This is a genomic window from aff. Roholtiella sp. LEGE 12411, from assembly GCF_015206995.1.
In the GTDB taxonomy this organism is placed as follows: Bacteria; Cyanobacteriota; Cyanobacteriia; order Cyanobacteriales; family Nostocaceae; genus Komarekiella.
The window spans coordinates 1-12,824 of sequence record NZ_JADEXR010000169.1 but is presented as its reverse complement, the minus strand read 5'-3'; the positions used below and the strand labels follow the sequence as shown (position 1 = coordinate 12,824).

11 protein-coding genes are annotated in these 12,824 nt (G+C 43.9%); 7 read left to right on the top strand and 4 right to left on the bottom strand.

The window, feature by feature from the left end; genetic code table 11:
- Positions 1-168: 168 nt before the first annotated feature.
- The gene (gcvP, locus tag IQ246_RS25090; RefSeq protein WP_194006037.1) at positions 169-3,180 is read left to right on the top strand and encodes an aminomethyl-transferring glycine dehydrogenase; all 3,012 of its coding nucleotides are present in this window, start codon (positions 169-171) and stop codon (positions 3,178-3,180) included.
- Positions 3,181-3,320: 140 nt separating this feature from the next.
- Here the strand turns inward: gcvP and IQ246_RS25085 are convergent, their stop codons facing one another.
- A complete protein-coding gene (locus tag IQ246_RS25085; RefSeq protein WP_194006036.1) occupies positions 3,321-4,235 on the bottom strand; it encodes an NAD(P)-dependent oxidoreductase in 915 nt (304 codons plus the stop codon).
- Between the two features lie 35 nt (positions 4,236-4,270).
- Positions 4,271-5,014 (bottom strand): tetratricopeptide repeat protein, encoded by a 744-nt coding sequence (locus IQ246_RS25080; RefSeq protein WP_194006035.1) that lies wholly within the window; start codon positions 5,012-5,014, stop codon positions 4,271-4,273.
- Between the two features lie 457 nt (positions 5,015-5,471).
- Here IQ246_RS25080 and IQ246_RS25075 point away from each other — a divergent pair, with 457 nt between their 5' ends.
- Positions 5,472-6,824 carry a pentapeptide repeat-containing protein gene (locus IQ246_RS25075; RefSeq protein ID WP_194006034.1) on the top strand — a complete coding sequence of 451 codons (1,353 nt, stop codon included), beginning with the start codon at positions 5,472-5,474 and terminating at the stop codon, positions 6,822-6,824.
- 73 nt (positions 6,825-6,897) lie between these two features.
- A complete protein-coding gene (locus IQ246_RS25070) occupies positions 6,898-7,116 on the top strand; it encodes a hypothetical protein (RefSeq protein ID WP_194006033.1) in 219 nt (72 codons plus the stop codon).
- Between the two features lie 172 nt (positions 7,117-7,288).
- Here the strand turns inward: IQ246_RS25070 and IQ246_RS25065 are convergent, their stop codons facing one another.
- Positions 7,289-7,588, bottom strand: a complete 300-nt coding sequence (locus IQ246_RS25065; protein ID WP_194006032.1) for a ferredoxin — start codon at positions 7,586-7,588, stop codon at positions 7,289-7,291.
- 305 nt (positions 7,589-7,893) lie between these two features.
- Here IQ246_RS25065 and IQ246_RS25060 point away from each other — a divergent pair, with 305 nt between their 5' ends.
- Positions 7,894-8,889, top strand: coding sequence for a Gfo/Idh/MocA family protein (locus IQ246_RS25060; protein ID WP_194006031.1), 996 nt, complete (start codon positions 7,894-7,896; stop codon positions 8,887-8,889).
- Positions 8,890-8,903: 14 nt separating this feature from the next.
- Complete coding sequence (gene map, locus IQ246_RS25055; RefSeq protein ID WP_194006038.1) at positions 8,904-9,683, top strand: type I methionyl aminopeptidase; 780 nt, start codon at positions 8,904-8,906, stop codon at positions 9,681-9,683.
- A 347-nt stretch (positions 9,684-10,030) separates the two neighbouring features.
- Here the strand turns inward: map and IQ246_RS25050 are convergent, their stop codons facing one another.
- The gene (locus IQ246_RS25050) at positions 10,031-11,758 is read right to left on the bottom strand and encodes a SpoIID/LytB domain-containing protein (protein WP_194006030.1); all 1,728 of its coding nucleotides are present in this window, start codon (positions 11,756-11,758) and stop codon (positions 10,031-10,033) included.
- Between the two features lie 116 nt (positions 11,759-11,874).
- Here IQ246_RS25050 and IQ246_RS25045 point away from each other — a divergent pair, with 116 nt between their 5' ends.
- Together IQ246_RS25045 and IQ246_RS25040 are read left to right on the top strand one after the other, a co-directional pair.
- Positions 11,875-12,138 carry a ParB N-terminal domain-containing protein gene (locus IQ246_RS25045; RefSeq protein ID WP_194006029.1) on the top strand — a complete coding sequence of 88 codons (264 nt, stop codon included), beginning with the start codon at positions 11,875-11,877 and terminating at the stop codon, positions 12,136-12,138.
- 101 nt (positions 12,139-12,239) lie between these two features.
- Positions 12,240-12,731, top strand: coding sequence for a Dps family protein (locus IQ246_RS25040; RefSeq protein ID WP_194006028.1), 492 nt, complete (start codon positions 12,240-12,242; stop codon positions 12,729-12,731).
- Positions 12,732-12,824: the final 93 nt, after the last annotated feature.

The following is a 12,824-nucleotide window of genomic DNA, read 5'->3' as shown; positions in this document are numbered from 1 at the left end:
GAGTAGGGGAGTGGGGGAGTGGGGTAACTAACAATTACTCTTATTCACCCATCTAATAGCTCCCCAATGCCCAATGCCCAATGCCCAATGCCCAATGCCCAATGCCCAATCCCCAGTTTCAGAGTATTTGTTGCAAAATATGAAGTAGTTGCGTCTGGAGTTTAATTCGTGGTCTCGTACGCCTCTATTCCTAAGTCTAGCGATCGCCAAGTGCTAGACAAAAAGGAGCAAAAGTTTAGTGATTTTACGCCAAGGCACATTGGGCCTAACTCCGATGACATCCAGCAAATGCTGGGCGTATTGGGTTTTTCCAGCTTGGATGCCCTGATTGACCAAGCAGTGCCCCAGGCAATTCGGTTGAATAAAACTCTACAGTTACCAGAAGCCCAAAGTGAGTACGCAGCACTAGCAAAGTTAAAACAAATTGCTGCCAAAAATCAGGTTTGCCGCTCATTCATTGGTATGGGATATTACGACAGTATTACCCCACCCGTAATTGGGCGTAACATCCTAGAAAACCCTGGTTGGTATACTGCATACACCCCTTATCAGCCAGAAATTGCCCAAGGGCGACTGGAAGCACTGCTGAATTTCCAAACAATGATTGTCGACCTCACAGGTTTGGAAATTGCCAATGCTTCACTACTCGATGAAGCTACAGCAGCAGCAGAGGCGATGAGCTTAAGTTATGGAGTTTGCAAAAATAAGGCAAATGCCTATTTTGTTTCTCGTGACTGTCATCCCCAAACCATTGACGTGCTGCAAACACGTGCTAAACCGCTGGGCATTAACATTATTGTTGATGACCATCAGACATTTAATTTTGATCAACCAATTTTCGGTGCAGTCCTGCAATACCCTGCAAGTGACGGCACTATTTACGACTACCGCGCTTTTATAGAAAAAGCCCATGCTGAGGGTGCATTGGTGACGGTAGCAGCAGATCCCCTAAGTCTAACTTTGCTAACACCCCCCGGTGAATTTGGCGCTGATATTGCCGTAGGTAGCACCCAGCGCTTCGGTATTCCATTGGGGTTTGGAGGCCCCCATGCGGCATATTTTGCCACGAAACAAGAGTATAAGCGGCAGGTTCCAGGGCGAATAGTAGGTGTATCAAAGGATGCTCTCGGTAAGCCCGCATTGCGTCTCGCTTTGCAAACCCGCGAACAACACATCCGCCGTGATAAAGCTACTAGTAATATCTGTACAGCCCAAGTGCTGCTGGCGGTGATGGCAAGTATGTACGCTGTCTATCATGGCCCAGATGGACTAAAGAAAATTGCCGAGAAAATCCACCAATTAACTTTAATCTTGGCAGAAGGGTTAAAACGCCTAGATTATAAGATAAGTTCTCAATATTTCTTTGATACGCTGCGGGTGGAGTTGGGAACACATAACTTAGAAGCAATTCTTGAAGCTTGTCAAGCACGAAATATTAACCTACGGATTTTCGACAAAACTGCTGTTGGCATCTCACTGGACGAAACCACTACACCAGAAGACTTAATTGATCTCTGGCAAATTTTCGCAGGAACAGACGATTTACCTTTCACCATAGAAGAATTAACTTCCCCTCCTCTTTCCCTCTCCCGTCAAAGTAGTTACCTAACTCATCCTGTCTTTAACCGCTATCACTCAGAAACGGAGTTATTGCGCTATCTGCACAAGCTAGAAAGTAAAGACTTGTCCCTAACTACATCGATGATTCCTTTAGGGTCATGCACGATGAAGTTAAATGCGACATCTGAGATGATACCAGTGAGTTGGGAAGAATTTGGCAAGATTCATCCATTTGCTCCATTGTCGCAAACGCGGGGTTATCAAATTCTGTTTCAGCAACTTGAGGCATGGTTAGCTGAAATTACCGGGTTTACCGGAATTTCTCTGCAACCAAATGCTGGTTCTCAGGGCGAATACGCAGGGCTTTTAGTTATTCACCAATATCATGAAAGTCGTGGTGAAGCACACCGCAACGTCTGTTTAATTCCCCAGTCAGCACATGGGACAAACCCCGCAAGTGCGGTGATGTGCGGGATGAAGGTGGTGGCAGTTGCCTGTGATTTAGAAGGTAACATTGACCTAGATGACCTGAAAGCTAAGGCAGAAAAACATAGCAATGAACTCGCCGCCTTGATGGTGACATATCCCTCAACTCACGGTGTTTTTGAGGAGCAAATTCAGGAAATCTGCGCTGTTGTCCATGCTCACGGTGGACAAGTTTACATGGATGGGGCGAATATGAATGCCCAAGTGGGGATTTGCCGTCCTGGAGATATTGGCGCTGATGTCTGTCACTTGAATCTGCACAAAACCTTCTGTATCCCTCATGGTGGCGGTGGCCCAGGTATGGGGCCAATTGGCGTTGCTTCCCATCTTGTACCGTTTCTCCCTGGACACCCTGTGGTTAAGCTGGGCAGCAGGGGAGCAGGGGGAGCAGGAGAAGCAGGGGAGCAGGGGGAGAATAATAACTCAGCACTCAAAACTCAGCACTCAAAACTCAGCACTCAAAACTCACAAATTGGTGCTGTGGCTGCTGCGCCTTGGGGTAGTGCCAGTATCTTGGTGATTTCTTGGATGTACATTGTCATGATGGGTGCAGCTGGTTTGACGCAAGCAACTAAAGTGGCAATTCTCAATGCTAACTACATTGCCAAGAGGCTTGAATCTTACTATCCCATTTTGTATAAAGGGAAAAATGGCCTAGTTGCCCATGAATGTATTTTAGATTTGCGTAGCTTGCGAGGCGCTTCGCCATCGCTCAAAAAATCTGCGAGCATCGAAATCGATGATGTCGCCAAGCGTCTGATGGATTACGGCTTTCATGCGCCCACTGTCTCCTGGCCTGTGGCGGGTACAATCATGGTGGAACCGACAGAAAGCGAATCTAAACAAGAATTGGATCGTTTTTGTGATGCGTTGATTTCTATTCGCCAAGAAATCGCCGAAATTGAGTCAGGTAAGGTGGATGCCCAAGATAATGTCTTGAAGAATGCACCCCACACTGCCGAAAGCCTTATCACCGGAGAATGGCAACATCCTTATTCACGTGAACAAGCCGCCTATCCTGCGCCTTGGACTCGTGAACACAAGTTCTGGCCGGCTGTTAGTCGCATCGATGCGGCCTTTGGGGACAGAAATTTTGTTTGTTCTTGTCTACCAATGGACGCTTATTCCTCATAAAGCCATACAGTTTAATTAAAACTTGCTCCCCCCAACCTTGTACAAATGAAAGTTGGGGGGATTTTTTTAGAATAAACTCTCTGTGCGCCTCTGTTTTGGGAAGTTCTGTTCGCCCTACAGCCCTTCTCCTAGAGGAGACGCTAGCGTAGCTTGGCTTTTACGTAGGGATACGGCATCCTACGACGGCTGTTGACTAATTCCTGCAATTCTTCTCGCAAGGATAAAGGCTGATACCCTAATCCAAAAGCTTGAGAACTATCTAAAGAAACATCTGCTGGTCTTGGCGCTGCCATTTTCACATCTTGCTGTTGGCAGCCTTTAAGTCCAGTAGCTGGGAGTTGAAATACTTCAACTAATAACTTGCCAAAATCATAGCGCGAAATCCGCTCTTTTCCACCTAAGTGAATGGGGCCGTTGACTTTTTCTAATGCTAGTAACAGCCCTTTTGCCGCAGTTATTCCACTTACTGGTGTGCGGAATTCATCTATAAATAAATTTAGTTCTTTTTCGGCTTTTAAAGTTTGGATAAATGGCTGTAGAAAGCTTTTAGCTGTAGGTGTTGCCATGCCAAACATTAACGGCATCCGGCACACTGCGGTCATCGGATATCGTTCTAGCATACCTGCTTCAGCTTTGACTTTTTGCTCACCGTAAAGGTTTACAGGACATACGGAGTCTGTTTCTCGATAGGGAGCATTTATGCCGTCAAAAACTAAGTCGGTTGATGTAAAACCACAAGGAATAGAATTATCCGCGCAAAGTCCAGCAATATTACACGATGCTGTAACATTAATTATGTATGATTCTTCAGGATGAGTTTGACAAATATTAGGTTGTGATTGGGCTGCGGTATGAATAACTGCTGATGGTTCAATCTCATTAAATATGCGCTTTAATTCTTGAAAGTCTGCCAAGTCAACTTTCAGCATTTTGATGCCAGGAATATCTAAATAATGAGAAAAATAAGTACCATAAATTTCCCATTCTTGCTTGGCAAGTTGGCAAAGATGCCATCCTAAAAAACCACTAGCTCCGGTTATTAATAATTTTTTCATGTCTAATTACTATTACTAGTGGTGGTAACAACAGACTATTGAAGTAATTCCTGAAATCGTTTTTCGTTACGCACTTTATTAAAATCAGGATCAGTTTTTGCTAATTTTTTGTACTTATCAGGAACCAGCTGGATAGCCTTATTAAGATTCTCAAGTGCTAATTCTAGATCATTTTGTAAAGCATAAGAGCAAGCTTTGTTGTAATATGCTTCGTGCTTATTTGGCTTGATGGCGATCGCTTGATCGTAAGATGCAATAGCTTCTTTGTAACGTTGCAACTTTGTGAGGGCAATACCTCGGTTTATCAAAGCTTCATACTTATCAGGTTTAATAGCGATCGCTTTGTTGTAAGATGCGATCGCATCTTTATAGCGTCGTAAAGATGTTAGGGCAATGCCACGATTATACCAAGCTTCATCTTTGTCAGGTTTGATGGCGATCGCTTTGTTATAGGATGCGATCGCATCTTTGTAATGCTGTAAAGATGTTAAGGCAATACCGCGATTAATCCAAGTTTCAGGACTCTCAGGTTTAATAGCGATCGCTTGATCGTAAGCTGCTATTGCAGCTTCGTAACGTTGTGCATCTAACAAATTATTGCCTTGATGAAAAAAATCTTCTGCTTTCTGACTAGCCTTTGCTTCTACAAGCAGCTGGGCTACATTACTTTCTTGTACAACTTGTTTGGTATTTTCTATTGATGAGTTTGCCCCATCACCACAACCAAATACGAAGAAAGTGATAAAGCTAGAGGCAACCAAGCAACGCCAAAAGACCATGCTGTACCTGTATAACTCGTAATATGATGCTAGAACCTGTTTAGATTTAAAAATCGGATCAAAATGCACTGATTTTTATCAATTAGTTTTCTTGTTTTCTGAAAAAAATCTTGCTAACGATGCATAAATTTATTTGAGTATAAAGTACGGGTTATACTATCATATTAAATACAGATAAGGCAATTGCTTTACTCAAAATTTACTTATCAAGCCTTGGCAATGACTTTGCCTGCCCATCAAAGTTGCTAATAGATAATCTGCTTAAATCAATGAATAGGGAATAGTTATAGTTAAAATAAAATTTAAAAATGAAATATCAGTATAAGAGCACGAAAGTTAATTATTTTCAATCCAAAAAATTAGTTGATTATGGGATTGAACTCTTGCCTTACCCTACCTGGTGGCGGTTAACATAAAACAGCTGTTGAACTGAATCTGCTGGGGCAAAATAGTAAGCATGACGATTGAATCCAACTCCCCCAATCTACCAAGCCCAGAACCCGTCTTTGAAAACGACTTGCAACCAGATGACTTTGACAGTGGTGCAGGTGAGAATAACCTAACCTCAGAAGCGCTAGCTGCACAACAGGCTTTAGCGGCAATTTCGTCTTTGCAATCTCCGCAACATACAAATGCCCTGCAACAAGCACGTTCCAACTTCAAGCCAGAGACTACCAATCAATTCACAGTGAAGCCGAGGGCATTGCTGATTACTCTAGTAGCGATCGCTACCACTTTTATCGGATTTGCCTTAAATAACTCGATCATCGGCATCTTTGGAACGCTGGTGACTTTGGTGTTATCCCTGGCGATTTTATTACCTTGGTTGATTTCTGTAGCAAATGAGTGGTTTTCACACCAACAGAGAACGCTGATTGTTGCCTTTTTAGCACTATTAGTAGCGATCATCGGCTTGTTTAAGTTTACTGGTGCAAGCGATCGCCTGCTTCTTTGGGGACGCAAAATAAACTGGGAAGCTGTCGGCCCCTTAGCAGAATGGTTTGGCGCTTTAGGACAAATTCTCATCGCTATCATCGCCGTTTATGTAGCGTGGCGACAATACGTTATTTCCAAAGACTTGACAATTCAGCAAAACTTACTCACAGTTCAGCAAAATATTATCACTCAGCAGCAGACGATCGATTCTTATTTCCAAGGCGTTTCAGATTTAGTATTAGATGAAGAAGGATTATTAGAAGATTGGCCCCAAGAAAGGGCGATCGCCGAAGGACGCACCGCTGCCATTTTCAGTAGTGTTGATAGTACTGGTAAAGCGAAAATTCTCCGCTTTCTCTCACGTTCCAAGCTGCTGACCCCCCTAAAACGCGATTCTCGCTTAGGTCGAGCCATTCTCAACGGCTTTGGCGGTTACGCTGAAGACCGCCTTGCAGGTGTGCGCGTCATTGATTTAGGCATCATGTTAGCCGCCGCAGACCTTTCTGCTACAGATCTACGTTGGACTGACCTCAGCGAAGCTAATCTTGTCCGCGCTAACCTCAACGGTTGCGATTTGGTCAAAGCCAACCTCTCCCGCACTATCTTATATAATGCCAATCTTTGCGGTGCTGACCTCAACGGGATTCGCCTATTTTACGGTGCAGTTGCTAACGCATCACCACGCAGTCGCACACAGCCACCAAACTACGAAACTGGCGAACACACCGGTGCTGTAGTGGAAAATGCCAATTTCACTGATGTGCAAAGGATGTCAGAGTCTGCACGTTACTACTGCTGCGCCTGGGGCGGTGAAAAAACTAGAGGTACTATTCCCGGTGGCTGTGAAGGTATTCCTAATAAATTGGGACGATAAGTAAAGTACTTACCGTCCAATGAAGTAGGGCGATGACAGAGGCACTAACTACCCTTTCAAGGTGGGTAAAAATATGGCTCAAAAAATCCCCTTTTTATTTCTTGCCTCTGTGTTCTCTGCGCCTCTGCGGTTAGATAAATTACTTGGAACCGCACAGACACAGCGAAAAGTCGGAGCGCCGGAAATCAGCGATCTGAACTTTTCAAGACACAGAGCGCTGAGAAAAAACAATCTTATTTTACGAATCACCTTGAAAGGGCTTAGTTCTAACAAAGCAGAAATATATAAATGAAGCAGGAACACATAAAGTTATTATGTTCCTGCCTAGTGTGAAATTAGACTTTTTGCAAAGTCGCTTGAAAATGCACATCAATGCAGGGAGATTTTTCCCCTTGAATGCACTGCTTTTATTTGTCCAACATCGGTAACTCTTGCAAGAGGTTTATTATTGAGGTGCCTAACTTTTAGTAGAGTTCTTCTTCTTTGTGAGTTTCGATTGTGGCGTCAGATGTTGGGTAGGCGACACAAGTCAGCACATATCCAGCTTGTATCTGATCGTCGTCTAAGAATGACTGGTCGGACTGATCAACGGTACCTGATTTGATTTTACCGGCACAGGTAGAGCAAGCACCAGCGCGACAAGAGTAAGGCAGATCAAGACCAGCTTCTTCAGCAGCATCTAGAATATACTCATCGTCATTAACGTCAATTGTTTCGTTTAAGCCCTCGGCCTCGTTGATTAGTGTCACTTTGTAAGTTGGCATTTAGTAATCCTCTCTTTTGCAAACGGCAGTATAAGTTATGCTAAAGCAAAGGTAGGGCTGCCCTTATGGGTTAGCCGCTGCTTCAAATTTGCTTCAATTCTGATACTACGAGAAAAACTAGTGGATGTAACTGGAAATTGACCCCGATTAGTAATGAAATTTAGTTAGTTAATACCGATAAGTTTTATTTATAAAAGGAAACCGACTTAGTACATTGTTTTGAGAAAAAACTATCTTTATAAAAAAAAAGAATCCCTTGCTTTCTAGCAGTCGTGGGATTGTAAAATACAGAACTGGTAAGGATCATGTATAATTCAGAGGCAGCTTTGGAAAAAGCAAAAGTGCGTGTGGGTTTGGTTGGTACTGGGTATGCAGCAAAGCTTCGGGCTGAGGCGTTTCTGAGTGACGAGCGATCGCATCTAATCGCGATTGTTGGTCATAAACCAGAAAATACGCAAACTTTTGCCAGAGAATACCAAACTGAAACGTTAAGTTCTTGGCAACAGCTAGTAGAGCGCGAAGATATAGATTTGGTGGTAATCTCGACTGTGAATCGAGATCATGGTGCGATCGCTCGTGGCGCACTTACTAACGGTAAACACGTAATTGTAGAGTATCCTCTTTCGTTGGATGTGGCAGAGGCTGAAGAATTGATCGCCTTAGCCAAAGCCCAACAAAAACTTCTCCACGTTGAACACATTGAACTCTTAGGCGGATTGCATCAAGCCTTGAAGCAGCACCTAGCAAAAATTGGCAATGTGTTTTATGTCCGCTACAGCACTATCAATTCTCAGTATCCCGCACCCCGCAAGTGGACTTATAACCATGAGCTTTTCGGCTTTCCCTTGATTGGTGCGCTGTCTCGCCTACATCGTCTCACCGATTTGTTTGGTCAAGTCTCGACTGTTAACTGTCATCAACGATATTGGGAAATTGAACCGGAGTACTACCAAACCTGTTTTTGCATCAGTCAACTGTGCTTTACCAGTGGACTGCTAGCGCAAGTAGTCTATGGCAAAGGCGAAACCATTTGGCAGCCAGAACGCAAGTTTGAAGTTCATGGCGAAAACGGTGGGTTAATTTTTGATGGGGACAAAGGACTTTTCATCCAGCCTGGAGAAACAACACCTATCGAGGTTGGTGCTCGCCGGGGTTTATTTGCTAAAGATACGAGTTTAGTATTAGACCATATTGTTGATCACACTCCTTTATACGTTACCCCAGAGGAAAGCTTGTACACCCTGAAGGTAGCTGATGCCGCCAAAAGAGCGGCACAGACAGGGACAACTATATATTTATGAAAGATTCTCTAAATATGAAAACCGAACCAATAATTATTTTATCTACACGAGAACTAGACAAAATGCGTCATGTAGGACGCTTGGCTGCCAAACTCCTACAGCATCTTGAACCATTGGTGAAGCCAGGGGTTAGCACTCTCCAGCTCAATGATGAAGCCGAACGTTGGACACAAGCTCACGGCGCAAAAAGCGCACCTCTTGGCTACAAAGGCTATCCTAAATCGATTTGCACCAGTGTAAATGAGGTTGTTTGTCACGGTATTCCTAATGCCAAGCAGATTCTGAAGGAAGGTGACATCATCAATATTGATGTAACGCTGATTGTTGAGGGCTATCACGGCGATACATCTAAGACATTCTTTGTCGGTACGCCTTCCCCTAAAGCCAGAAAGCTAGTGGATGTTACCGAGAAATGCCGTAGCCTGGGCATCGCTGAGGTGAAACCAGGGGCGCGTATTGGGGACATTGGTGCAGCCATTCAAGAGTATGCTGAAGCACAAGGCTTTTCTGTGGTGCGAGATTTCGTTGGACACGGTATCAGCAATGTTTTCCACACTACGCCGGATATTCCCCATTATGGAACGCGCGGCAGAGGCAAGCGTCTTAGACCAGGGATGGTGTTTACCATTGAGCCGATGATTAACGAAGGCACATGGGAAGTCGAAGTTCTTAGTGATGGTTGGACTGCTTTAACTCGCGATCGCCTACTTTCTGCTCAATGTGAGCATACCCTAGCCGTGACTGAAGATGGAGTAGAAATTCTTACATTACCAGAAGGTGAGACTTTTTTTTGAAACTCTTTCCAAGAGTCAAGAAACCAAACCCTACCCCATTTGACTCTTGACTCTTATAGCGATTTTGATTTCCATGAGATACACAGTTGTTACCCTGGGAGTATTTTTACCGAAGAAAGGCAGCTATGCAGGAGGCAGGAGGCAGGAGGCAGGAGGCAGGAGGAAGAAAATACAATTTTTGCCCTCTGCCAAAAGGGTTTAAAGCCCCTAAATTTATTTATGAAAAAAAATAAAAATATTTTTCCGAGAAGCGCAGCGCAAGGAAAAATGCGTCCTTATTAAATCCCCTAAATTTATTTATGGGGATTACCTCCTGCAAAGCTGCCTTCGTCCTCCTGCCTCCTTAATTAGAACTTAATCTTGTCGTTGAGAATTTTAATTTGAGTACCAGGATAGTAGAATTGCAAAATTTTGGGATTCGACCAACCTAGTTTGGCTAAATTTTGAGCGCCAGTTTGGCTCAAGCCGACTCCATGTCCCAATCCACCACCAATAAAGGCGTATCCCCACAGATCTTGTTTGCCTTTATTCAAAGGTTCCAAGTAAAAAAGCGTACTTCTGGGAGCAGCAAAGGCACTACGAACCTCGTCTTTATGTAAATAAAAAGTGCCGATATCAGTTTTAACAGCGAGTTCAAGAATGCGTCCGCTCGGACTTCGCTTGGTTATAGCCATAGCCTGAATTGTCTTAAATTTGGCGTAGGGATTCTTTTTCACCTGCAAAAATTTCTGCAAGCCCTTGGTAATATCTTCTAAAGGGGTTTCTTTGCGCCAACGAAACATATTCCAGGTGCTTTCATTAAATCCTTTTTGCAGATTAATAAACTGCTGGAAATTCTTTTCATCGGCTAAACTCTGTTTAGACAAGTTCCAAAAATTTATTGGAGCATCTACTACTGGACGTAGATAGGCACGATCCTCACCATTCCAGACATCACTGAAGGAGGCGGTAACGCCACCAGTTGTAGAAGAATAAAGAGCATCCACTAGCTGGTTTTCATAAGTTAGAACCATACCTCTTGTTGAGGCGATCGCCCGATCTGTAACAGGAGTTACTCCATTCAGCCCATAATAAACTTGGCAGTGAGTATCAGCACACAACTGATAATTATCTGCGGCAAATCTCCGTAAATTCCGCAGGGCATAAGTCCGAGCCAGAATCGTTTGGGCTTCTAGTGCTGCTTTTGGCGCATTTGTGCCAATTTCGTAAGGTACAACTCCACGCAAATAAGTTTCTAAGGGCACTTGGTTAACTAAAGTGTATGTACCGTAAGCATTGGGCTGCAAGTTCATCCGTCCTGCATAAAGACGAGCATTTTCAGGTTTTTCGCTTTTATTTACCCGAATCAGGTTTTTATCACTACTAATTTCCAGATTATTCGGGCTGTAACGGTTGCCATTTACTACCCAACTAACTCGCGGCACTTTTTGCAGTATTTTAGTGTCAATATACGTCTGTTTTTTGCCAGAAGCTTGGATGTTCTGAAATAGCAAGCGTCGCAGTAAAGGTGTGCTGTAAACATCCCGTTTTGCCCAAACTTGCCAGCGTTCTGGTTGGGCTATTTCCACCTCTATTCCCTGAGAACGCCAGTTTTGAGCACTGTCTTCGGCAGTTTCAAAGGTGCGGTAATTGCCCAAAACTACCACTTCCTCAACCGCTGGCTGGGGTAAAGCTTGCATTACTGTTTCTAGCTTTACGGGGTCTTTTGTAACCAGGATTTGCTGTTTGTTACCCTTTTTAAACCTCAGCTTTAAGCGATCGCCTTTTGTCGGTTCCAGTTGCAGCTTTGCTGTGGGTTTCTCTCCAAATCGCTGTACAACCCCAATCTCTAGTTCTACATCCTTTGTATTGCTCGCTGGGCCTGATGCAGCAGTCAGTCCCAACAAGCAAAATGTCGCCAGTACAGTGTAAGAAAAACGCCAAAACGTAAATTGCATACCTATCTGATAGCGTTGGCGGAGCCTCTGGTAGAGAAGCGCGTTGGCAAAGCCTCTAGTAGAAAACGTCTTCTGTCCCTCAATGAGGCGTTGGGGCAGATTTTTCAATTGCTTTGTGGTGCGGTGTTTTTGTCGCATTAGTGCTCCAACGATACCATTACCTATTTTGCCCAAAATATTGCTTGCAAAACGAAGTCATAATGACTATGATTTATATTAGATACACAAAATAGAACTACTTGGGAAAACATTTTATGGTTAGAGTCCAAGAAATTCCATTAAATCAGATTCACCGGCCGTTGCCCCGTACAAACGATGCCAATAAAGTGCAAGCCTTGATGGAATCGATCGCGGACATTGGGCAGCAAGAACCCATCGATGTCTTAGAAGTAGATGGACAGTATTATGGCTTTTCTGGTTGCCATCGTTATGAAGCTTGCCAGCGTTTAGGCAAAGAAACCATTTTAGCCAGAGTCCGTAGAGCTAACCGCAGCGTTCTGAAGATGCACCTGGCATAGAGAATGGGGCATGGGGCATGGGGCATGGTAAAAATTAACAGATAATCAATAGTGCCCAATGATCAATACACAATTACATATAACTCAATTAGGAGAAAATTATGTCATCTAAAGCAACAGTTAGTAATGTAAATATCGGCATTGACGAAACGAATAGGGCTAAAATTGCCGAGGGGTTGTCTCGCCTGCTAGCCGACACCTATACACTATATCTGAAAACTCATAACTTCCATTGGAACGTTACAGGGCCGATGTTCCAAACGCTGCATTTGATGTTTGAGACACAGTATACAGAACTAGCTCTAGCAGTTGATTTAATTGCCGAGAGGATTAGAGCGCTTGGCTATCCCGCACCAGGAACTTACAGTGAATATGCCAAACTGAGTTCGATTGCAGAAACCCCTGGAGTTCCTAAAGCTACGGAAATGATTCGCTTACTAGTGGAAGGACAAGAATCTGTAGTGCGAACTGCACGATCTATTTTTCCTGTAGTGGAAGAAGTTAACGACGAACCGACTGCCGATTTGTTAACCCAGCGGATGCAAGTACACGAAAAGACAGCTTGGATGCTGAGAAGTTTACTGGAAGAATAGGGCATAGGGGATAGGGGATAGGGCATAGGGGATGGGGGATAGGGCATAAGGATAGAAAAGAACTTAATCACCAATGCCCCATGCCCCATGCCC